Source organism: Fibrobacter sp. UBA3629 (assembly GCF_002374005.1).
GTDB lineage: Bacteria > Fibrobacterota > Fibrobacteria > Fibrobacterales > Fibrobacteraceae > Fibrobacter.
In genome coordinates this window covers 32,151-55,640 of sequence record NZ_DFLC01000010.1, presented here as the reverse complement: position 1 = coordinate 55,640, position 23,490 = coordinate 32,151, and the positions used below count along the sequence as shown (strand labels likewise).

The 23,490-nt window shown below is 54.8% G+C and carries 17 protein-coding genes; 14 read left to right on the top strand and 3 right to left on the bottom strand.

Annotation, left to right across the window (positions count from 1 at the left end):
- Positions 1-13: 13 nt before the first annotated feature.
- Positions 14-2,155, top strand: coding sequence for a D-alanyl-D-alanine carboxypeptidase/D-alanyl-D-alanine endopeptidase (dacB, locus tag B2310_RS03250; protein ID WP_290728639.1), 2,142 nt, complete (start codon positions 14-16; stop codon positions 2,153-2,155).
- Between the two features lie 6 nt (positions 2,156-2,161).
- Here the strand turns inward: dacB and B2310_RS03245 are convergent, their stop codons facing one another.
- Positions 2,162-2,617 (bottom strand): hypothetical protein, encoded by a 456-nt coding sequence (locus B2310_RS03245; RefSeq protein ID WP_173365235.1) that lies wholly within the window; start codon positions 2,615-2,617, stop codon positions 2,162-2,164.
- A gap of 260 nt (positions 2,618-2,877) precedes the next feature.
- Here B2310_RS03245 and B2310_RS03240 point away from each other — a divergent pair, with 260 nt between their 5' ends.
- A complete protein-coding gene (locus tag B2310_RS03240) occupies positions 2,878-3,096 on the top strand; it encodes a hypothetical protein (RefSeq protein WP_290728637.1) in 219 nt (72 codons plus the stop codon).
- Between the two features lie 26 nt (positions 3,097-3,122).
- Here the strand turns inward: B2310_RS03240 and B2310_RS03235 are convergent, their stop codons facing one another.
- The gene (locus B2310_RS03235) at positions 3,123-4,604 is read right to left on the bottom strand and encodes a PHB depolymerase family esterase (protein ID WP_290728635.1); all 1,482 of its coding nucleotides are present in this window, start codon (positions 4,602-4,604) and stop codon (positions 3,123-3,125) included.
- 372 nt (positions 4,605-4,976) lie between these two features.
- Between B2310_RS03235 and B2310_RS03230 the strand changes: the two genes are divergently transcribed.
- The 5 genes from B2310_RS03230 to B2310_RS03210 all read left to right on the top strand — a co-directional run bounded on the left by B2310_RS03230 (position 4,977) and on the right by B2310_RS03210 (position 14,562).
- Positions 4,977-6,854 (top strand): endo-1,4-beta-xylanase, encoded by a 1,878-nt coding sequence (locus B2310_RS03230; RefSeq protein ID WP_290728633.1) that lies wholly within the window; start codon positions 4,977-4,979, stop codon positions 6,852-6,854.
- Between the two features lie 255 nt (positions 6,855-7,109).
- A complete protein-coding gene (locus B2310_RS03225; protein ID WP_290728631.1) occupies positions 7,110-8,810 on the top strand; it encodes an endo-1,4-beta-xylanase in 1,701 nt (566 codons plus the stop codon).
- A gap of 184 nt (positions 8,811-8,994) precedes the next feature.
- The gene (locus B2310_RS03220; protein ID WP_290728629.1) at positions 8,995-10,866 is read left to right on the top strand and encodes a cellulase family glycosylhydrolase; all 1,872 of its coding nucleotides are present in this window, start codon (positions 8,995-8,997) and stop codon (positions 10,864-10,866) included.
- Positions 10,867-11,038: 172 nt separating this feature from the next.
- Complete coding sequence (locus tag B2310_RS03215) at positions 11,039-13,306, top strand: glycosyl hydrolase family 8 (RefSeq protein WP_290728627.1); 2,268 nt, start codon at positions 11,039-11,041, stop codon at positions 13,304-13,306.
- Positions 13,307-13,458: 152 nt separating this feature from the next.
- Complete coding sequence (locus B2310_RS03210) at positions 13,459-14,562, top strand: vWA domain-containing protein (RefSeq protein ID WP_173381649.1); 1,104 nt, start codon at positions 13,459-13,461, stop codon at positions 14,560-14,562.
- Positions 14,563-14,564: 2 nt separating this feature from the next.
- Here the strand turns inward: B2310_RS03210 and B2310_RS03205 are convergent, their stop codons facing one another.
- Positions 14,565-15,683: a GGDEF domain-containing protein gene (locus B2310_RS03205; protein WP_290728625.1), complete on the bottom strand. Its 1,119-nt coding sequence runs from the start codon at positions 15,681-15,683 to the stop codon at positions 14,565-14,567.
- 134 nt (positions 15,684-15,817) lie between these two features.
- Between B2310_RS03205 and B2310_RS03200 the strand changes: the two genes are divergently transcribed.
- The 7 genes from B2310_RS03200 (at position 15,818) to ptsP (ending at position 23,482) form a co-directional block, all read left to right on the top strand.
- Positions 15,818-16,846: a vWA domain-containing protein gene (locus B2310_RS03200; RefSeq protein WP_290728623.1), complete on the top strand. Its 1,029-nt coding sequence runs from the start codon at positions 15,818-15,820 to the stop codon at positions 16,844-16,846.
- A gap of 305 nt (positions 16,847-17,151) precedes the next feature.
- Positions 17,152-18,684, top strand: a complete 1,533-nt coding sequence (locus tag B2310_RS03195) for a M16 family metallopeptidase (protein ID WP_173365858.1) — start codon at positions 17,152-17,154, stop codon at positions 18,682-18,684.
- Positions 18,685-18,687: 3 nt separating this feature from the next.
- Complete coding sequence (locus B2310_RS03190; RefSeq protein WP_173381653.1) at positions 18,688-19,731, top strand: hypothetical protein; 1,044 nt, start codon at positions 18,688-18,690, stop codon at positions 19,729-19,731.
- On the top strand, positions 19,728-20,390 hold the full coding sequence (locus tag B2310_RS03185) for a TrmH family RNA methyltransferase (RefSeq protein ID WP_290724918.1): 663 nt from the start codon (positions 19,728-19,730) through the stop codon (positions 20,388-20,390). The genes B2310_RS03190 and B2310_RS03185 overlap by 4 nt, the downstream gene beginning before the upstream one ends.
- A gap of 84 nt (positions 20,391-20,474) precedes the next feature.
- Positions 20,475-21,383: an MlaD family protein gene (locus tag B2310_RS03180; protein ID WP_173365856.1), complete on the top strand. Its 909-nt coding sequence runs from the start codon at positions 20,475-20,477 to the stop codon at positions 21,381-21,383.
- 7 nt (positions 21,384-21,390) lie between these two features.
- Positions 21,391-21,663 (top strand): HPr family phosphocarrier protein, encoded by a 273-nt coding sequence (locus tag B2310_RS03175; RefSeq protein ID WP_173381654.1) that lies wholly within the window; start codon positions 21,391-21,393, stop codon positions 21,661-21,663.
- Positions 21,635-23,482: a phosphoenolpyruvate--protein phosphotransferase gene (gene ptsP / locus B2310_RS03170; protein ID WP_290728620.1), complete on the top strand. Its 1,848-nt coding sequence runs from the start codon at positions 21,635-21,637 to the stop codon at positions 23,480-23,482. Before B2310_RS03175 ends, ptsP begins: the two co-directional genes overlap by 29 nt.
- The last annotated feature ends 8 nt before the right edge of the window (positions 23,483-23,490 follow it).

Genomic DNA, 23,490 nt, shown 5'->3' with positions numbered 1-23,490 from the left:
ATACATTGCATTTTTGATAACGTTGTCTGTATCCTCGCTCTTTGCAGACATCCCGTTGGATTCGTTCCAGGTCTATGTCGATTCGTTGCTTCCGGGCTCCAAGCTGGGACTTTCCGTGCGCTCCGTGAGTACGGGCAAGGAACTGCTGAATATCCAGGCAGACGAGTATTTTACTCCGGCAAGCACCATGAAGACGCTCTCGACGGCGACGGCGCTCCACTGGCTTCCGCTCGACTACGCTCCCGAAACGAAGGTGACGCTCAACGGGAACATGCAGGGGGGCACATTCCGGGGCGTGCTGAACGTACGCGGCGAAGGCGACCCGAACCTCTCTGCGCGCTACTACAAGGATCCGCTTTACTGGTTCTATGCAGTAGCCGATTCCATCAGGGCTCTCGGAATCGACTTCATCCAGGGACGCATCGACCTGGATTCCTCCTACTATAGCGGCCCGTGGAAACCGGAACACTGGCGCAAGGATTTTTACGATTTCTGGTACGGGGCCGAGGTCACGCCGCTGCAGTTCAACGACAACTGCGCACTGATACGCATCAAGCCTGGTGCGAAGGAAGGCGACCTGGTCCAGGTGAGCGTGCATCCGGACGTGGGCTACGTGCGGATCGAAAACAAGCTCGTCACGAAAGTGGCTCCCCGGAACAAGCGCAAACGCAAGCAGAAGCTCAAGTGGACACGCGAGATGGACCCCGATAAACCTGTCGTCAAGCTCGAAGGGGAATTCGACATCGAGTCGGATTCGACGCAGATTACCGTGCCCGTGCGTGGCGCCATCGGATATTTCAAGGCGGCGCTCCTGACCGCTTTTGAAAAGCGCGGCATCCGCTATGCCGAAGCTCCCGACGCCCCCATGGGCGCCAAGCTCCAGCAGTTCAGTTTTTCCGCGGCGCCGTTGCTGAGCGTCATGGATGAAATCAACCAGAAAAGCCAGAACCTGCATGCCGAATCCCTGTTCCGCAACATGGCCGCCTTCATGACGGGCGAAGGAAATGTCGAAAAGGCGAAGGCCATGGAGGCCAAGTTCTTGAACGAGATTGGCGTCGACACCAGCGGTTTTGTCGTGTTCGACGGCTGCGGACTATCGAGCAAGAACAAGATCAAGCCGTCGTCGGAAACGCAGATGCTTGCCGCCATGGCGCGCCACCCCAAGGGAGACTTCTATATCAACAGTTTCGCGCGCCCGGGCATCGGTTCGGGCAGCAAGCGCATGATGGACCTGCAGGAAACATGGCTTACCAAGTTCAAGACGGGCTACATCAGCGAGGTCCACGGGCTCGCGGGCTACATATTCGCTATGGGCGATACCCTTTCCGTTGCGCTATACTTGAACGAGACGGGCAAGAACAAGGATGCCGACTGCAAGGACATGATGGATTCGATCTGGGTTTCGCTTGTCCGCTGGGCGAACGCCGGCAACGCTTCGTACATGAAGATGAAGGACATGTGGATTGCGGCGCAGGGAATTTCGGGTTTTCATGAACGGCTCGAATACTTCTCCCGCATGCTCCTGAAGATTCCCTATCGTATTGGTCCCATGGGCGAAGGAACGTTCGACCCTATCGAACCAAAACCGCTAGTTTATCTGGACTCTGTCGATTGCGTGACATACATGGAGCATGCGCTTGCCCTTGCGAACGCATCCCACGAGGATTCTCTCTTTAATGTACTGCAGCGCATCCGCTATTTCGATGGCAAAATTTCTTACCGCACCCGTAAGCACTACCTGCTTACGGACTGGGTGGGCGAAGGCAAGTTCTCCCGCGGAATCCGCATCAATGGAGATACGACAATCGTGCGCACTATGCCCAAGAAAAAGTTCTTCGCGTCTAAAAAGATCAAGTTCGATGACCCCGAGCCGCAGGTGCAGATAAATTATCTGACCCTCGAAAAGGCGAAGGCGTGGGCCTCTGCCGTGCACGAAGGGAACCTGACTGTGCTTGGAGTCGCCTTCATCAGCAAGCTCGATATCATTGACGCCTACCATACAGGATTCATCGTGCTGAGGCCGGGGCAGGTCCCCATGCTGCGGCATGCATCGCAAATCCTCAAAAAGACCGTGGAATTGCCTTTTGCCGAATACCTCGAAACCGCCAAGAAAAAAGCTCTCGGTGTCTCGTTCTTCGAATTCGTGAAGCAGTAGCTTGTCCTAGTCGCCAAAATCGAAAGCGAGGATGGCGACCATCTCGTACTTGTCAGGCGAATCCGCGCAGTCGCTGCTTTCGAATGCCGTCCACGCATCGGGCGCCCAGCCGTAGGCTCCCATCGTGAGTTCCTTGCCAAGGGCAATTTCGGCGTTCTCGATTTCTTCCCAGCGGATGGGGGAGGCTGCCTTGTAGTAGCGCAGCATGCCGAGCGCGTCCATCGCTTCGGGATGCTCGTCGACGAGCCTGTAGGCGCAGGCCTTGAAGTTTTCTGCTTTAAGACGGATGACGCGGTAGAGACGTTTGCGCCCCAGGAATTTTGAAAGGTCTCCTCGGTGGACTTCGATTTTCGCATCGTGCCCAAAGAACACGGCGAGTTCACGGAATACTTCGGACTCCTCGTCCAGCAACGGGGAAAGTTGCTTGATCAGGGCGATTGCTTCTGCGTGGCGTGAATTCATGTGTTTTCCTGTGCGAGATTGTTTCATATATAACAAAAAAAAAGCCTTCCGATTCTGCCGAAGTAAGAAAAATAAATGATTTTTATTTTGTGACGGAGCCATTTTTCGTTGACAGTCCAATGGGCTGATTTTATATTTGCGCGCGGTTTAGGATGTTTGTTCAACAAGGTTGGCAATTTTCCCTTGTGAAAACAAGGCGCTGACTGCGACGAGAAAATCTGTTGGTTTGGAAATTTTCGAAGCGGTTGCTTGGGGTTAGAATGGAACTGATTAACGACAGTAGTCTGATGCTGCAGGTTGTCAAGCTGTGCTGCATCGCGGGGTTTGCAGTGGCGACGCTTGCGTTTGTTTGTTTGCTCGCGCATCTTCACAAGGAAAAGCCTTTCGTCAAGCACAAGAAGGAAGAATGGGAAATCGCCTTCGAAAGGTGGCTGCACAGGCACCATGAAAAATCCCCCGGCATGCACCGAGGGATTTAGCAGAGAGTACATCTAATCCGAAAATGTTACGGGAGGGTGAACTGCTTCAGGAACGGCCAACCGACGTTGCCGTCGCCCTGGTCGTGGCCGCCGCCCTGCTTGGTGCAGAGCACGACCTTCGTGCCATCCTGGCAGTTGGAGTATTCGTCACAACCATTGGAGTTCTTGCTCGGGCTGCCCGTGCAGCCGTTCTTTTGGGCCCAGAACTTGAAGTTACCTTCGGCGCCCAAGAAGTTCAGACCGTCACCATAGCCACTGTCGCCACCCTGGTATTTGCAGACCGGGTCGTTTGTGCCACGGAACATGATGATGGAAATCGGACGAGTCGGGTTGCACTGGGCGCTGTTGGTCTTGTTCAAGTCCATAGCTGCAGGAGCGACTGCGGCGTAGACATCGGACATGAAGCAAGCCACGTGGTTGCTCATGCCGCCACCCATCGAGAAGCCGGCTGCGTACACGCGCTTCTTGTCGATGCAGGCGATTTCTTCGACAGCAGCGATCATTTCGCGAGAGAACTTGACGTCGTCATCGTCGGAGCAGCAGGGACCCACGTTCCAGCCCGGGCCCATCTTGCTAGCGTCCGCGGACTTGGTGCCATCGGGGTACAACGAGATTACGCCTTCTTTTTCCGTAAGGGACCTGTACTTCGTGTCGTTGAACTGACCGGAGCCGCTACCCATAACCGGGTGGTAGTCCACAAACAGGGGAACCGGCTTGTCGCCCTTGTAGGAATCCGGGATGTACATAATGAAGGTGCGCTTCTTGCCGTCGACCGTCACGCTCATGTTCTGCTTGCCGGCCTTGGCCGTCTTGCTGGAGCAATCGACCGGTGTGTCGTCCGGAGTCTTGCTGCTGGAAGAGACGACCTGCTTTTCGGAAGAAGAAGATACGGTCGGGTTGTTGTCACTGGAGCTTGAACTCGAGGGACGGACCATCTCGATGGTCACGCCGGTCTCGGTTTCGGCCTGCATCTGGTAGACAAAGTTGGCGTAGCCGTCAAGCGAGAACTGGAGGGATGGCAGTGTTTCGCCTTCCTTCTTGAGTGCGGTGACGCCCTTGTCGTTCACCATGAAGGTGCTGTTCTGGCTGTCCGCGCTGATGCGGATGAACTTCGTGCCGCGGGCAAGTTTGCCCATGTCTAGGGTGACGATTCCCTGGACGGTCTGAAGGTTGCTTTCCTTGAGGACCTTGCCCAGGGCGCTGATTACGGATACCTTGAGCTTATTCGCGTACACGTTGTAGAGGGTGAGGGTCGTGCCTTCCATGTGGATTGACATGTCCGCGGCCTTGGCTCCGGCGAGCGCATCGCTTCCGCCGCTGAGGCTGAACGTGCCGTCTTCGGCACTGGTGGTTTCGAAACCTCCGAAATTGAAGGTGCTGATTTTTACGCCGGCGAGCAAGCGGCCGGAGACCTTGGATTTTACCACTCCGTCGATACTCCAGGCAAAAGCCAGGCTGCTCGACATTGCTATTGCGCTAGCAACGCCTAAAAGTTTGGGAAAATGCATTTTTGACTCCTTTTTTTCCCAAACACCACATACTTACCGAAACATAATTTAAACCCTTTTATAGTCGGTCGGGGCTTGTGCCCTGTGTAAAGTTTTGTTTGTTGACATTTTGGTAATGGCAAATTTCGCAAAAAAGGGCCATTCCGCGTGTTGACATTTTCTGATGGGTGGAAAATTCCCGATTTTCGTTAAAAATGGCTTTTTTCACCGCCTGTGGACATTTGGATAATGCCGCCCTGTAAACTTTTGTCCGTGGATAAACTGTCCATAGAATAGTAGGCGGACCGTGAGATTTATGCCCGTGCGCAAGATAGTTTTATTCATGGCTTGCATGGGATGTGCTTGCCACATCAACATAAAAGGGATGTGGATATGAAAAATATTCTCTCAACAGCAACAAAGGTTGCTGCTGTCGCTCTTGCGGCAACAGCGTATTCTTTCGCAGGGCCCGGCTTGGCCGATGGCGCGGCAAAGTTCATTGGTAACATTACCCAGAGTAATAGTGTCGGCTCAGACTTTACTGCGCTCTGGAACCAAGCTACGGCCGAAAACGGCTGTAAGTGGGGTTCCGTCGAAGGTACTCGTGGCCGTTACAACTGGGGTGCCTGCGATGCTGCCTATAACTGGGCAAAGCAGAACGGGGGTCACTTCAAGTTCCACGCTTTGGTGTGGGGCTCCCAGTATCCGGGTTGGTTGAACGGCCTCAGCGTCGATGAAACCAAGAAGGCGATTACCGCCTGGTTCGATGCTGTTAAGGAACACTACCCTGAAATCGAGATGATTGACGTGGTGAACGAGGCTATCCGTACGGGCAACAACAGCTATCATTCTCCTTACGGCAAGAACAACAATATCATTCCGGCACTTGGCGGCGACAACAATGGTGACTACACCTTCGTGACGACGGCCTTCAAAATGGCGCGCGAACGTTGGCCGAAGGCTATCCTCATTTATAATGACTACAACACCGTCCAGTGGAACAAGGATCAGGGCATTCAGCTTATCCAGACCATCAAGAAAAACGGTGCTCCGGTCGACGCATATGGTTTGCAGGCCCACGACATGATGAGCCAGGGCGGTGGCCAGGGCGGTACCGGTGGCGGCGGCGTCTGCTTGAACATCAATACGCTCAAGAGCATTACCAAGGAAATCTGGGACAAGACCCAGACCCCGATGTTCATCAGCGAATACGACATTGCAACTACCGACGACAATATCCAGAAGCAGTGCTACTCCGAACAGATTTCTCACTTCATGGAAAACGAACACATTGCCGGCATTACCATCTGGGGCTACATTTATGGTCGCACTTGGCTCGACTGTAACGGCACTGCGAGTGGCTGCTCCGGCATTGTCAAGAATGGCCAGGACCGCGCCGCTTTGAAGTGGATGAGGGAGTACCTCAAGAGCAACAAGGGCGTGAACACGACTGGCCTCAAGACGGGTGTGCTCACTCCGGTCGAACCTGTGCCGCGCAAGTTGTTCAAGGGTTCTGCATTCGACATCCCGGGCAAAATCGAAGCCGAAGACTTTGATATTTCCGGTGTCGGCGAAACCAATGGCGTGAGCAACGTTTCTTACAGTGAAAGCGATATCGAAAATCACGGCGACGTGAAGGATTACCGCAAGGACACGACGGGTGTCGACCTCTACAAGAAGGCGACCGGCATCATCGTGGGCTACAACAGCGAAGGCGATTGGCTCGAATACACCGTGAACGTAAAAGAAGCGGGCGACTACACCATGTTCGCAGCCGTGGCTGCCGCCGGTTCTACCTCCAGCTTCCAGATGTCCCTCGACGGCAAGGCCATTACCGATGTCATCAGCGTCCCGGCCGCCAAGCAGGGCGAAGAAAACTACGACGACTACAACAAGGTCAAGGCTAACGTGTCCCTCACGGCCGGCACGCATATCCTCCGCATGACGGTGACCGGTTCCTGGTTCGACGTGGACTACTTCACCTTCGTGAAGGGCAAGGATGCGACCGACCCGGAACCGATCGTGAAGGATGAGCCGTTTGTTGATGATTCCACGACGTTCATCGGTCATAAGGTCCAGTACGACCCGAATGCCCTTCAGGATTACTTCGTGTTCGACATGCATGGTGTGAACATGGGTGTCCTCAGCGCCTATGGCTTCGATGGCGCTCGGGAGATCCTCCGTTCCTCCGTTGACGTGAAGTCCTCGGGCGTGTACCTGCTGCGCAATCGCTTCACCGGCGAAATGCAGAAGGTCCGTGTAATTAAGTAAGAATCAAATAAATTAACGAAATTTTACAAAAAAGAGCAGATTCCGGGATTCTCCGGAACCTGCCTTTGGAGGTTATGGACATTTTGTCAATGGGAAATATTCACTTGTAGGGGAAGCCGCCCTTTTTTGAGGATATTTTAAAATGGGGAAACTTCAAAAAAGGATGTGTGTAACATGAAAAACATTCTCTCTAGGGCTAAAAGGGCCGCTGTATTTGCTATTGCAGCGTCCACTCTCTCTTTTGCAGGACCCGGCTTGGCCGATGGTGCTGCAAAATTCGTAGGCAACATTACGACTCGCGGCCAGGTCCGCAGCGACTTTACGCAGTTGTGGAACCAGATTACCGCCGAAAACGAGTGCAAGTGGGCTTCCATCGAAGGCTCCCGTGGCCGTTACAACTGGGGCGGTTGTGATGCTGCATTTAACTGGGCGAAGAACAACGGTGGCCACTTCAAGTTCCACGCCCTGGTTTGGGGCTCCCAGTATCCGAACTGGCTGAACGGTCTTAGTGCCGATGAAACCAAGAAGGCCATTACCGCCTGGATGGATGCAGTCAAGGACCATTACCCCGAACTCGAAATGATCGACGTGGTGAACGAAGCCATCAAGGCGGGTGGCAAGTACCATTCCAATTACGGCTCGCAGGGTGGCAACAACATTGTCGCGGCTCTCGGCGGCGATAACGGCAATTACGAGTTCGTGCAGACGGCGTTCAAGATGGCCCGCGAACGTTGGCCGGAAGCGATCCTCATCTATAACGACTATAACACGGTCCAGTGGAACAAGAACGAAGGTATCGACCTCATTCAGAAGCTGAAGAAGGGCGGTGCTCCGGTGGATGCCTACGGCCTGCAGGCCCATGACATGATGAGTCAGGGCGGTGGCCAGGGCGGTACCGGCGGTGGCGGCTCCTGCTTGAGCATCAATACGCTCAAGAGCACTATCGAAGAAATCTGGAACAAGACCGAGATTCCGCTGTTCATCAGTGAATACGATATTTTCACGAGCGATGATAACGTTCAGAAGAAGTGCTACTCCGAACAGATTTCCTACTTCATGGAGAACGAACATATTGCCGGTATCACCATCTGGGGCTATATCTACGGCGCTACATGGAATGATGGTACGTCCGGTATTATCAAGGACAACAAGGACCGTCCGGCTATGACCTGGTTGAAGGAATACCTCGCTTCGAACAAGGGCGCTAACGATACCGGCCTTCCGACGGGCGAGTTGACGCCGGTCGAACCTGAACCGCAGACTCCGTTCAAGGGTAAGGCGTTTGACTTGTCGGGCAAGATTGAAGCTGAAGACTTCGACATCCCGGGCAAGGGCAAGGGCAATAACTCCTATTCCGTTTCTGGCGATTGCGATGATTCCTGGAATACGGAATATAGAAAGGGTACATCTGTAAAGATTGGCGAAAAGAATGGCGGCCTTGTTCTTGGTTGCAACCCGACAGGAAACTACTTCGAATACACTATCAACGTGGCTTCGGCTGGCGACTATGTCGTGTCGGCAAACGTGGCTGCTAGCGGAACTGGCTCCATCGTGTTCAAGGTCGGCGACAAGGTTGTTTCTGATACGCTTGAATTTACCGGTGATTCCTGGACTTCCTTCGACCAGGTCAAGGGTAACATCAAGCTCGATGCCGGCGAACAGATCCTGACTCTCGAAATTTCCAAGGGATATATCGATGTCGACTGGTTCCAGATTACGAAGGCCGGCGAAATTCCTCCGGACGCTATCGCCCAGAAGGTCAGCTACGACCCGAACAGCCGTCAGGATTACTTCGTGTTCGACATGCACGGCGTCAACATGGGCGTCCTGAGCGCTTACGGATTTGAAGCGGCCGCGGAGATCCTCCAGAACTCCAGCGACGTGAAGTCCTCGGGCGTGTACATGCTGCGTAACCGCGCTACCGGCGCAATGCAGAAGGTCCGCGTGGTCCGCTAATAGCAAACCCAAGAGTTTAGCATTTTAGAGACGGGTCCCGAAACGAAAGTTTCGGGATTCGTTTCTTTATGCGTTTGCCTTGTTCTCATGGATAGATTGTCCATGAAAACACCCTCCCGACATGCTTTTTTTGACCTTTTTCAAGGTAATTTTGGAATATAGGCAATAAAAAAGGATGTGGTGTATGAAAAATCTTTCTCTCTCTCTCGCTGTCGCTGCCATCGCTGGCCTTGCAACCGTGGCTAACGCAGCTCTCGCCGATGGTGGCGCCAAGTTCGTGGGCAATATTACTACGGGTGGTCAGATCCGTAGCGACTTTGCTCAATATTGGAATCAGATTACTCCCGAAAATGGCTGTAAGTGGGGTTCCATCCATTCCCTTTCTAACGGCAACAGCGGTACAAGCAAGTTCGCCTGGGACAACTTCGACAAGTGCGAAAGCGCCTACAAGTGGGCCAAGGAAAAGCCCGGTGAGCGTCACTTCAAGTTCCACGCCCTCGTTTGGGGTTCCCAGTACCCGAACTTCCTCTGCAAGAAGAAGAATCCGAGCATCACGGTAGAAAAAACCAAGCAGTACATCACCGAATGGTTCGATGCCGTTGCGGCCAAGTTCCCGGACCTCGAATACATCGACGTGGTGAACGAAGCCATTTGGGCGGGCGACAACTACCACTCCGGTTACGGCAAGCCCGCTGCAGGTGCCGAAGGCCACAGCACCGACGATACCGAATGCGGCGGCTCCTACATTATCGAGGCCCTCGGTGGCGACCGCGTGGTGAATGGCAAACACCAGTACGACTTTATCACGAACGCCTTCAAGATGGCCCGCGAACGCTGGCCGAAGGCTGTGCTTATCTACAACGACTACAACACGCTCTCCTGGCAGATCAACGAAGGTATCGAACTTATCCAGACCATTCTCAAGAATGGCGCTCCGGTGGATGCCTACGGCCAGCAGGCTCACGACTGCAAGGGCATGAGCAAGAACGATTTCGAAAGCAAGATGACCCGAATCCATAACGAGACGGGCCTACCGCTTCTCGTTTCGGAATACGATATCGGCGAAGCGGACGATACCAAACAGAAAAACGATTACGCAAACCAGGTTCCGTTCATGTGGGAAACTCCGTGGGTTGCAGGCATTACCATTTGGGGCTATATCAACGGCTCTACCTGGGTGGCAAACACCGGCCTTATCGAAAAGGATGGCCGCAAGCGCGCTTCCATGAACTGGCTCGAAGACTACTTCGCGAAGAACCTCAACAAGGGCCAGAATGAAGTGACCTTCACTCCGGTCGAGCCCGAACCGCAGCTTCCGTTCAAGGGTCAGCCGATTGCGCTCCCGGGCAAGGTGGAAGCCGAAGATTTCGACATCCCGGGCAAGGGCGTCAACGAAGACGGCACGAGCAACCAGTCCTACAGCGACGATTCCGAAAACCACGGCGATAGCGACTACCGCAAGGATACGGGCGTTGACCTCTACAAGAAGGCTACCGGCGTGATTGTGGGCTACAACAGCGAAGGCGACTGGCTCGAATGGACCGTGAACGTGAAGGAAGCGGGCGACTACACGATGTTTGCCGCCGTGGCTGCCGCAGGTTCCACCTCCAGCTTCCAGCTCTCCCTCGATGGCAAGGCCCTGACCGACGTGATTTCGGTTCCTGCAGCCAAGTCCGGCGAGGAGAACTACGATGACTACAACAAGGTCAGCGCCAACGTGACCCTCCCGGAGGGTAAGCATATACTCCGCATGGACGTGACTGGCGCCTGGTTCGATGTGGACTACTTCACCTTCGTGAAGGGCAAGGACGCGACCGACCCCGAACCGATTGACCCGGGTACGACCTCCATTGCGAATGTCAAGTTTGATGCGGGCGCACTCCAGGATTACTACGTGTTCGACATGCACGGCGTAAACATGGGCATACTCTCCGCTTACGGTTTTGATGCTGCCGCCCGGATGCTCCAGACTTCCGGTACAGTGAAGTCCTCGGGAGTCTACATGCTGCGCAACCGCTTCACCGGCGAAATGCAGAAGGTCCGCGTGACCCGCTAAGGCAAAAAAGAATCCTAATCCATACACCCGAAGCCTCCGGAAAATTTCCGGGGGCTTTTTTGACGTTTTTTCGGCAATTTGCAATCTATTTATTACACGTCCGGGGGTGTTGTTTTTGGGTGCGCCAAGTTATATTTAAACCGGGTGGGAAAACACAAAAACAAGGATGTTTATGAAAACTTTTCTAAAAGCGACAGCTTGCGCGGTTCTCTTGACCGCAGCCATGGGTAATGCAGGGCAGTACCCTTTCCCGCAGAACATGAAATACCCGCATGGCACGATTATTGAATATGCCAATACGGACATGATCAAGGAACATTACAAACTGTGGAAGCAGGCTTGGTACAATGCCAGCAACGGCTGGGTGTATGCACCGGAAGGAAAATGCTCTACCGTTTCTGAAGCTATTGCATACGGTATGTTGATTACTGTATACATGGACGAAGAAGAAGTGTTCAAGAACCTTTATAAGGTTTGGACGTCCAATACGGTTGGTAGCGCTAAAAACGCTGGCATGAATTGGCGTATTGGTTGCCAGGCTGACAACGGTTCGGCTACGGATGCCGACGAAGATGCCGCTCTCGCCCTCGTGATGGCATCCAAGCAGTGGAACAATGCTGGTTATTTGAGCGATGCGACGGCGCTTATTAATTGGATTGCCCAGAACGATGTTGATGGCAATAACTCCCTCAAGCCGGGCAGCAACTGGAATCCGGCTCTCAACCCGAGTTATGTGGTGCCGGGGCACTACCGCCTGTTCGAAAAAGTGACGAATAACAGTAAGTGGTCTACCATCCGTTCTAAGGCAATGCAGGATTTGCTTGCTTGTCAGGATTCCAAGACCGGTCTAGTGGGAGACTGGTGCAGTTGGAGCGACCATAAGACGATTTCTTCTCCGGGTGCAGCCGTATCCAATGATATTGGTTTCTATGATGACGCCGCACGTACCCCGTGGCGTACCGCTTGGGCCTATTACTGGTATGGTGATAGCGACGCGCAAAAGTTCAACGAAACTGTAACTAAATGGCTCATTCCGACAACCCGCACTGCTAGTGGCGTGAATTCTGGCTACAAGTGGCAAGATTACATGAACTCGTACATAGCGGACGAAAGCGATTCGCGCAACTTTGTCTCTTCTACCTTCTCCGGCGGTCTTGGCCTTGCGACTTCGTCTATAAACACTGACGAGGCGAAATCCTATCTTAACACGGTTTTCAAGGTCCTCAAGGAAAAGAAGAGCTGTGCATCTGTGGATGGTTGCGGCGAAAGTATCGCGGGTGAAAAATATTACCCGGCTACCTTGAACATGCTTTACCTCCTCATCTTGACGGGCAATATGCCTAACCTCTATGATCTTTCCGGCTTTACGAGATTCACGCCGGATACTACCAAGGCTCCGTCCGTGAACCAGATTGGCGGTATCCAGATGGAACGCGGCGATACGACGGTCGGTGTCTCGGGTCTTTGGAACTGGGGCGCCTACCATGACAAGCTCGGTATCGGCACCAAGATGGTCCCGGATTCGGGTTCCTCTCCGCTGTTCAGGAAGGACGACGGCTCTATCTATGCCGAAGCTTCCATGGAAATCGGCCCGGAACCGGCTTATGTTCCGAATGTGGTTCTCAAGTACCCGTCTGCCGGTATTGCGGTGTCGTTCAAGAAGGAAGAATGCAAGCAGACAAAGACCTGCGGGGTCGATTTCACGGCTCTCGGTATCAAGTATGTCCGCGTGACAGCAAAGACTTCTGGCCCGATCCGTATGGCCGTCTTGAATACCATTACGGATGAAAATGCCGAAAAGGGACTGCAAAATTTGGGTGCCGGCTCTGAACCGGGTATCTATGTCGACAACTCCGATGACTACGTTGCCGTCACCTATGATATGACCCCGGATGAATGGGGCTTCAAGGGTGCGAACGGCACGAAGATAACCATCCTTGACTGGGTGAACAAGAATGCACCTCCGGGAGCAGACATCATCAAGACAATCAAGGGTTTCAAGTGGGAAGTCAAGGATGCTCAGGGTGGCATCGGCGAAATCTCCATCAAGAAGATTGAATTCCTCGATGCGAACAAGCAGGCGATTGACCCTGTCAAGCTTACCGGCATCGTCATTTCGGATGTCCCGGCGTCCTCCAGTTCTGCTGCCGTGAATCCGGGTTCTTCCAGCTCTGCTACCGTGAATCCGGAATCTTCCAGCTCGGCTCCCGACGCCATCCATGCGGTTGCCTCCGTCGGATCGCTCAAGGTCGTGACTTCCGGTATGCAGGTCCGCGTGCTCGGCGCAAGGCTCGGCTCCTCCTATGCCGTTTTTGACGTCCAGGGCAAGGCTGTCGTTTCTGGCCGTATCGGCGCTGCCGACCAGGGCATTGCAGTTCCCCACAAGGGAATCTACCTTGTCCGTGTCGATGGCAAGATCCATACCGTGACGGTCAAGTAGCGAGGGTTAAAGAATTATCCAGAACCGGGGCTCTGCGGCCTCGGTTTTTTGTATATGGGCTTCGCATATGCCGCATAAAACTTGCCCATGACTCTCGGCTTTTGTATATTCTCAGTGCGGGAACGAGTTCCCGGAAATTTTTGGAGCTTAGAATGGATATTGGTGCGTATCATTTTCAGAATCCCGAAGCCTTCTGGCTGTTTATTCTTGTTCCGGTTCTGATTGCCTTATACGTTTACAGGCAGCAACGCCGCAAGAGCACGATCAAGTTTCCCGCCCTTGCGATTGCGAAAAAGGCAGTCCCGAGCCGTCGCGTTCGCCTCCGCCATATCGTGCCTGCGCTCCGCCTTGCCGCCCTCTGCTGCTTTATTGTGGCGCTAGCCCGCCCGCAAAACGCGATGGAAATTGAATACACGAATACCGATGGCGTCGACATCATGCTCGTACTTGATGTTTCGGGATCGATGGGAACGCTCGACATGCTTACCCGCGTGGAACAGGCGAAACTCGGCGTGATGAATGCCGAGCGCATCTACAAGTCGGGGGATTTCTGGAAATATAGCCGCATGGGCTATGCGCAGGATGTGATTGCCGAGTTTATCCAGAAGCGCCGCAGTGACCGCATCGGGCTTTCGGCGTTCGGAAGTCGGGCCATGACGCAATGCCCCCTCACGCTCGATTACGGAAGCCTTCTTGAAATCCTGGGCGCGACGGACGAACTGGCTCGCGATTCCGTGGTGGCGTCGAGGACCGCGATTGGCGATGGCCTCATGAACGCGCTTGCCCGACTGCAGAAGTCCGAGGCGAAATCGAAGGTCGTCATCCTCCTCACCGACGGCAAGGACAATGCGAGCGTCATATCCCCGGTGCGCGCGGCCGAGGTTGCCCAGTCACTCGGCATCAAGGTCTATACGGTCGGCGTCGGCAAGAAGAAGGGCAAGATTCTCGGGTTCCAGGTGAACCCGTGGACGGGCGAAATCTCGTGGGCCGAAAGTGACATCACTCCCGAGGAGGGAATCGACGAGTCGACCCTCGTGGCGGTGGCACAGAAGACGGGCGGCAAGTTCTACCGCGCCGAGAACAAGGAACAGCTCGAAGAAATCTATTCCGAAATCGACCAGCTCGAAAAGACCGAAATCGAGACGGTCGTCTATGCGCGCTATGCCGAAAAGTTCTACCCGTGGCTTTTGGCGGGCGCCCTGTTGATCCTGCTGGAACTTCTGCTTGCGAACACGCGCTTCGTGCGCATCCCCTAGCGCTAGGTTTTGGCCGTTGGCGGCTTGAAGCAGTTTTCCTTGGCGTTGTCGAGGAAGGAGTCTATGTTCTGCGTGGACTTGGTCCCGTATTCGGACCAGTAGATGCTGAAGGACAGCGGCCAGGGTATCTGGCCGAGCTGGCTATTCTGCGTGCTCTTGCGGACAATCCCGTTGCAGAGTTCCTCGACTTCGGAGAAGTTGCCGCATTCGTAGACGATGGCGAAGGTGTCCGAGCTGTACCGGGCGAGGAAAAGGTTCTTGTCCTTGCACTGGGAGCGCAGGAATTGCGCCATCTGCCGGAGGGCCATGTCGGGGGCGTGCTTGCCGTGCGTCTTGCGTATAGTGACCAGGTCATCGATGTGGATCTGGATGAGGAAGAGCCTCTTGCTTGCATCCAGTGTCTGCGTGATGCGGCTAAGGTAAGTCGCGAACTTACTTGTGCTGTTGAGCCCGGTGGTAAGGTCGGTGGAGGAGTTTTCCTTGAGGTCGCTCAGGTAGATGAATAGGATCGTGAGCATGAGCGCGGGCGAGGTAATCGGCATTTCCATGGACTGGGTCTGGATCGCCATGCCGGCAAGCGGAACGAAGACGATGATGGCGAGCTGGTTATAGTGCCTGCGCAGGAACCGGTTCTTGCACTTGAACGAATTGCGGAGGGCTACGGCGCTCGCGCCGAGGAGGTAGCCGACGGAGACCAGGTTCAGGAGGATCCACAGGACGGGATTCAGGGCTGTTCCCGTGTCGTGCAGGTGCATGAATGCCACGATGATGGCGTAACCGCCCGTGATGAATATGGGAGCCAGGATGAGAAGGGCCCATTTCTGCAGCCTGTAGCTGCTCGATGTGACCGCGTAGGATACCATGTAGAACCATGCTGCCGCGATGGCGAGGCATGCGATAATCTTGAGGCATTCGATAATTCTGCAGGCGATGACGAATTCCGGCGAGAGGATTTTCCCGGCAATCTCGAGGGCGGCGAATACGATGAAAAAGTCGAGCAGCCTGTCGAGTGCCCTCGCACAGAGCAAAAGCGATGCCGCCTCCCTGTTGCCCTGTCGGATCAGGAGGAGGACCAAGATGCAGATGACATCAACCTCTATTGCGAAAAGGACCGAATCCATATCAACCTTCTTGTTCTGAATATAATAAAATTTTAAGAAAGGGGAAAATTTTTTGAAAAAAACGCTTCGGGGCCGTTTTTTTGTATATTCTAGGTGCTTGCGGGTGGATTCCCGAGCCGATCCTGGAGGATTTGATGCGTTTTGCCGAACCGAACTTTCTTTGGTGCCTTTTTTCGCTGCCGCTGTTTGCGCTCCTGTTTTACTATGCCTACCACCGCCGAAAAAAGCTTGCCGCGCGTTTTGTCTCGCTTTCGATGCTCCCGAAACTTTCGACCAGCGTTTCCCCGTGGAGGCGCCTTGCCAAGGTGACGATCCTGCTTCTGGCCATCGCCTTCCTCTTTGTGGCGCTCGCGCGTCCGCAGTGGGGCCGCAAGATGGAACATGTCGAACGCCGTGGCCTCGACCTCGTGCTGTTGCAGGATATTTCGCTTTCGATGCTTGCCGAGGATGTGAAGCCGAACCGCCTCGTCCGCAGCCGTCACGAGATTTCCGCTTTCCTGGAAGGGCTTTCGGGCGACCGCGTGGGGCTTGTCGCGTTCAGCGGCGAGGCCCAGGTGATGGTGCCCCTGACGCTTGACTACGGCACGGTACAGATGATGCTGCGAGAGCTGAATCCGGGCTGGCTCATGCCTGGCACGAACCTCGAAAACGCCATCCGCAAGGGGATGACCTTGTTCAAGAATTCCGGTGGCGCAGGACAGTATTCGGTGATGATTCTCATGAGCGATGGCGAAGAACTCGAGGACGCCGCGGTGAATGCCGCGAAGGAAGCGGCAGAGATGGGCATCAAGATTTATACCATCGGTATCGGCAGCCGCGAGGGCGTGCCTATCCCGGTGAAGACGAAAAACGGCGACGTCGCCTACAAGAAGGATATCCAGGGAAACATCGTGACGACGCGTCTAGAGGAAGGAACGCTGCAGGAGATTGCGAGCGTGACGGGAGGCCTGTATTTCTACGCGAGCCCGGGCGAATTCCAGTTGCAGAAGGTATTGACCGAGATTGCGGGCATGGAGAAGAAGGAACAGGCTTCCGACCGCATGGAAAATTACCAGGACCGCTACCAGATATTCCTCGCGCTTTCGGCCCTGCTCTTCCTGGTCGAGGCCCTGGTTTCTGAACGTGGCCGCCGCCGCAAGCAACTCGCCGGCCGCTTCAGTTGATATAATTAGAGAGGGCTGTGCCCTCCCTAGTCGACAATAACTAAAGGGACAGCGCACCGGCACTGTCCCTTTGGTTTTGGAGGATAGAGGAAAAGCCCTTCTGGTGGGTATGTCTCTCTTGGAGACGGGCGGCTCGCCGAGGCGATGCCGAAGTGATCCACCGGAAGGGCTCATTGTCTAATATAACTCAAAAAGTCAGTTGCGGACGCCCGATCTTCAAAATGACTACTCCAAGTTGGATGATTGCCGATTCCGGCATTTATAAATCTATTTTAATTCCATATTAAATCTATATTTAGAACGAGATGAAAAAAGAGATGAGACTTTTGACCGTTGCCGCCTTCTCTGCGGTTGTTGCCGCATGTTCCTCGGGCCCGAAGCCCGAGGCCGAGACCCCTGCCGCGGCTCCCGCCGTTGCCGAAACTGCGGCTGTATCCGATATACCCGCTAGCTACAAGGATATCCGGTATCCCGACTACAAGTACGTGGCGCCTTACCCGAAGGATTACCGCGTGGAGCTTGCTCCGGGCATCTCGGGCTATATCGTTCCCGATTCGAGCCTCCCGCTCGTGAACCTCTCCGTGTATTTCGAGAACCCGCAGGTGGTTTCGAATATCAAGGACGAGGCCGCCTCCGAGATGCTGGGCTCGATGTTCCGCCGTGGCGGTAGCACGAACACGTCGGCGCACGCCCTTGACGATTCGCTCGAGTTCATTAGCGCCGGGATTTCTACTTCCGTAGGGACGTGGAAATCGGGATTTTCCATCGATTGCCTTTCGAAGGATTTCCTCACCACGCTGTTTCTTGCAGGGGAGCTGATTGCGACTCCGGGTTTTGACAAGGAACAGCTCGAAATTGTCAAGACGAATTTTGTGACGGCTCACGAGCAGCGTTACGATACTCCGGCGAAGGTGCTTTCCGCATTGAGGACCAAGGTCAACTACGCCCCGAATCCGCGGCTGTGGGATGCTACGCTCGAAGAATACAAGAAGGTGGGTGTCGACGACCTGAAACGTCTTTCTGCAAAGACCTTCATAAATGGCATGCATCTTCCTGATCGAGGACGCGTCGTGTTTGCCCTGTCGGGAGACGTGAACCGCGATTCTGCCCTGACCGTGCTCAAGGGCTTTATCATGGCCTTGTTCATGAAGCAGTCCGGTGACGAGGCCGGTTCCGAGGCGCTCTACAGTGCGCCGCAGCCGCTTGTGTTCCTGAACAGGCCCGGTACCTACGTGGTGGACAAGGATATCACGCAGGCGAACATCTCGATGAACCAGCCCTTCGTGAAACGTCCGCATCCGGATTACTACCCGACGGCCGTCGCGAACTTTATTCTCGGTGGCGGCAGCTTCTCTTCGCGCCTCATGACGCGCGTGCGTAGCGACGAGGGCCTTGCCTACCACATCAGCAGCCGCGCGGGCAACGACTACCGCGATACGGCGATGATTTCGATTAGCCTGCAGACAAAGGTGGAATCCGCCGCGTTCGCGTTGAAACTCGTGTACGAGGAAATAGAGAAACTCGCGAAGGATGGCCCCACGGAAGAGGAACTCGCGATGGCGAAGAAGACGCTTGTCGAGAGCCTGCCCGGGCTGTTCGATTCCCCGTCCTCGATTGCGGAAATATTCGCGGGGGATGAACTGTTGGGCAAGAGCCCGGACCATTACCTTGACTACGTGAAGGAAATCAACGCCGTGACCGCCGAACAGGTGAAGGCGATGATCAAGAAGTATTACGCGAAGGACAAGATGACGATATCTGTAGTGGGTCCGGTCGCAAAGCTCGAGGCCCTGAAGCCCTTTACGGTTGTCCCGATTGACAGTCTCGAATTCAGGTAATCCATGTTCAGGGTTGTTTCGGAATATCTTTCCCGTCTGTCTGTCGCATCGCTGCTAGTGATGCTTGTGGGCGTATGCTCCCATGCTGCGGATTCCGACAACATGCTCGGCGCGGATTCGGTTGTCCGCAACAGCCTCCTCAAGCAACTCGAAAACGAAGACGACCTCCGTTCGCTCTGTTCGGGTCTCAAGAAATGCCTCGATATCGATTACCCGGGGTGCTCCGCCGGGGACAAGCATCCGTGGCCGAGACTGAAGTATGACGACGAATACTGTGGCGTCTACCGCGAAGTCGTGAAGCGCGGATTCGAACCCAGGCCCGGAGTGCCGATGGGGGTGCAGATTTTTGCGCGCCTCGGCCGTAGGTACAGGGCCATCTACGAGAACAAGGGGACGCTTCCGCTCGGGGAAAGCGTCATCAGCTACCTTTTCGACAACATGCCCTTTACGGCGGAACTGATTAATGCCTACCTCGGTTCCAACTACCAGCTCGAATACACGAGTGCGAACCGCCGCTACTTCAACGGGAGCAACGGCAGGAGCCTATCGGGAGAATTCTACTGGGCGCTGCAGGATAGCGCGGGCGCGAGGCTCGGCATGCGGAACCTGTTCTTTGGCTACGGGCATGCCAAGGTCCTGAAGTGGTCGCTGCACGGCACCGCCATTGCGTTCCTCGACATGGACGAAACTCCCCAAAAGGAGATTAAGTATAAACTAACTGCGATTGTCTTCCCCGGGAATTCGGTTCTCAATTCCATCATGCAGATGCAGGTGTTCAAGGCGGTCGTGAACGAAAAGATAGACGACATCGTGAAGGATATCAAGAAGGCGTCTGGCCGCTACTTTGGCGGCGACAAGGAGCCGATGCTCAAGAGCGCCTCGCTCAAGTCGTTCGACAACGTGCAATATGTGCTCGATTTCGAAAACGTGGTGAATGGCGCTCCGTGGAAACTTGGGGATTTTGAAAAGAAACGCAGGGAACGCGAAAAGCAGAAGCGCGATGCGATTCCCTTGAAAGTAGAAGACGTGAGGACACAGCAAAAATGAGTGAAAGCGAAAAGGAAAGCCTGGAATCCCTCCTGGCGCGCGTGACGGACAGGCGCAGGGAACTATTGACGGAAGTCGTGAATCGCCGCACGAGGCATTTCTGCATGGTGTTGGAAGACCTGTTCGACCCGCATAACATTTCGGCGGTTATCCGCACGGCGGAAGTGTTCGGCCTACAGGACGTGCACATCATCGAAGAAGACAACGCCTACAGCGTGAACAAGTCCATATTGAAGGGCAGCTACAAGTGGATGAGCCTCTACCTCTACAAGAAACGCATGCTCTGCATGGAAAAGCTCCGTGCGAAGGGCTACAAGATTGCGGTCGCGAGCACGAACACCACGAATTCCGTGCTCGACCTGGATTTGAGCCAGCCGACGGCGTTCTACCTCGGGAGCGAATTCCACGGGAACCATCCCGATACGCTCGCGCATGCCGATTACGAGTTCAAGCTGCCGCAATACGGCATTACCGAATCGATGAACGTCTCGGTTGCCGGTGGCGTGCTCATGACCTACCTCGACGTGTACATGCAGAAGGAAGGGCGCGAGAAGTTCCTGCTTTCGCCTGCCGACCGCGACGCCCTGCTGCGCGACTGGCTCGACCGTCACGTGAACGGGATCGAGAACAACAGCCCCATCGTGCATGTAGATGCCTGATTCTGCTCGAAAAGTGCGAAAAAAAGCCCGATTTTTGAATCCCGGGCCGGAAACCTTCGTAGAAAAAACTAATTTGAAGCAAGAATGAAAAAGAATTCTGCCCTATATTTTTCTGTTGGCCTCGTTGTTCTCTTGGCCGTTGTGATTCTAGTCTTCGGCATGTTCTTCCTGAACGAGAAGGACCCCCGGGAAACTTTCAATACGTTCTACCTCCGCTTCTCCCAGGTCAGCACCCTGGTGCTCGATGACCCGGTCAAGGTCAATGGCGTCAAGATGGGCAAGGTGGAAGACATCAGCCTCGCCGGTCACCGCGTGGTCGTGCGCATCCGTCTCCGCACCGACGTGAAGATCCCGAAGGATTCCGAAATCCGCGTGCAGAACATCGGTATCATGGGCGAACGCCAAATTGGCATGATCTTGGGTGACGCCGAAAGCTACTGGGCTCCGGGTGACACCATCAACGGGCAGTTCGATGCCGGTATCGCCGAGGCGCTTGGCCTTGCGGGCGAAGTCTGCGACAGCACGAAGGTGCTTCTTGAATCAGTGAAGGAGGCCCTCAACGGCACTATTGCGAACCCCGATTTCCAGGAACGCTTCAGGACCATCCTCGCGAAGGCCGAATCCCTGGAAGACCGCCTGATGACCATGGTCAACACCACCGACCCGCAAATCAAGAAGAGCCTGAACGGCCTTAACGATGTGATGGGGAAGGTCGAGACTCTTGTCGACGGTGTGAAGCCCCCTATGGACAATCTTTTTGCCAATGCGGACAAGGTCGTCGGGAATGCCGACCACCTGGTGTCCGAACTGGAAGGCGTTACCAAGCACCTGGACGAGCTGATTGCGAAGGTTCAGTCCAAGGACAATACGATGGGCATCCTGCTGTCGGACAGGGCCCTGCACGACGACCTCGTCAAGACGATTCATTCCGCCGACAGCCTGTTCCGTGTCATCCTGCATGACGGGCTGGATATCAACGTGGATATTTTCTGAGGAAACAATGATCGAAAAGACTCTAACGGTCACTAACAAGTTGGGCATCCATGCGCGTCCGGCGGGCATGATTGTCGATATTACCGGCCCGGCCAAGAGTGATGTATATATTGTTTTCGAAGGGACGAAGGCGAACGCCAAGAGCATCCTCAACGTGATGATGCTTGCTATTCCGCTGGGCTCCGAAGTCCGGTTCGAAGTCGACGGCGAAGACGAACAGGAAGTCGTGCAAAAGCTGGAACAGTTATTCCATGACAACTTCAACGAAGAACCCAACTGAGACGGGGGTGTCTGGCGGACGCTCTTCCGTAAGGCTTGTCCTGGTTGGCGTGCCTGCGTCTCCCGGCTTTGCCATGGGGCGCGCTTTTCAGGTTATCAGCCGCGAACTGACGGTCGTTGAAGAGACAATTTCGGAATCGAGGGTGGAGACCGAGGAACAGGTTTTCTTGAAGGCCGTCGAACGCACTTCCAAGGAAATCAACCAGATCAAGGAAATATCCGAGACGCGGACGGGCGTCTACGACAGCCTCATCTTTGCGACTCACCTGATGATCCTCCAGGATCCGGGACTCGTGAACGGCGTCCTGGACATGATTCGCAAGGGGCACAAGAATGCACGCTGGGCGGTGCATGTGGTTCTCGGCGACTACATCGACCGGTTCGGGAAGATTGATTCGCCTGCAATGCGCGACAAGGCCGCGGACCTGCGGGACCTGTACAACCGGCTCATGGCGGCTATGGAAAATTCCGAACCGGCCTTGGCGGAAGTATCCAGCGAGAACGGTGCGGTCCTCGTTGCGCACGAGATCATGCCCAGCTTCCTGATGTCGCTCAAGCCGGGCCAGGCGCAGGCGCTCCTGATGGATACCGGTGGCCGAACAAGCCATGTGGCAATCCTTGCGCGCTCGCTGCAGATTCCGGTAGTGTCCGGCCTCCGCGATGTAGCCTCGCGCGTGAAGTCCGGCGATACGGTCATTGTGGACGGTACGGACGGCAGGGTCATCGTCAATCCCAACGACGACGATATCCGCAAGTTCCATGAACGTCAGGAAGTCTACGAACGCCAGCGCAGGGAACTGTTTACCATGCGCAGGCTCGAACCCATGACCCGCGACGGTAAGTACATCACGCTGCATGCGAACATCGAACTTCCGAGCGAAGCCGAGAAGGTCATGGATTACGGTGCGACCGGCATCGGCCTTTACCGTTCGGAGTTCCTGTTCTTCCAGAACAGCGCCCCGAGCGAGGAGGAACAGACGGAAGCCTACAAGCGTATCCTCAATACGATGGCGCCCTGCCCCGTCACGATCCGAACCCTGGATGCCGGAGGCGACAAGCTTGTCGAAGGCCTTTCCGCGGCGAACGAGGCGAACCCGTTTATGGGATGGCGCTCTATCCGCGTGTGCCTCTCGCGCGAAGATATTTTCCGCACGCAGCTCAAGGCCCTGCTCCTTGCAAACGAGAAGGGCAACCTTAGGATTTTGCTCCCGATGATTTCGGGCCTCGACGAATTGCGCAAGGCGAAGGCCTGCATCCGCAGCTGCATCGCGGAACTGGAGGCGAAGGGCCACAAGTGCGCCGCCGTGAAGGTGGGCGTGATGATTGAAGTGCCCGCCGCCGTGATGATGGTGAACCTGCTTGCGAAGGAGGTGGACTTCTTCAGCATCGGGACGAACGACCTCATCCAGTTCACGCTTGCTGTGGACCGCACGAACGAACTCATTACGGACATGTTCCAGCCGCACCATCCGGCCGTACTCAACATGATTTACAATACGATCATGGCGGCCCATCGCGAGGGAATCCCGGTCGCAGTCTGTGGCGAAATGAGTTCTGACCCGCTGAGCGTACTCCTGCTTGTGGGCCTCGGCGTCGACGAACTTTCCATGACGCCCTGGTGCGTGATGGCGACAAAGAAGATTATACGTTCCATCAACTTCGAGGACGTGCACGAGACTGCGCTTTCGGTCCTCCAGATGGACGATGCGGACCGCGTCAACGATTATATGTACAAGAAGTACGCGCAGACCATTACCGACCTCGAGATTTCGAGTTTTGTCGGGCCTGTGGCGAACAAACTGAAAAGTGACAAGGATTGATTTTTTGG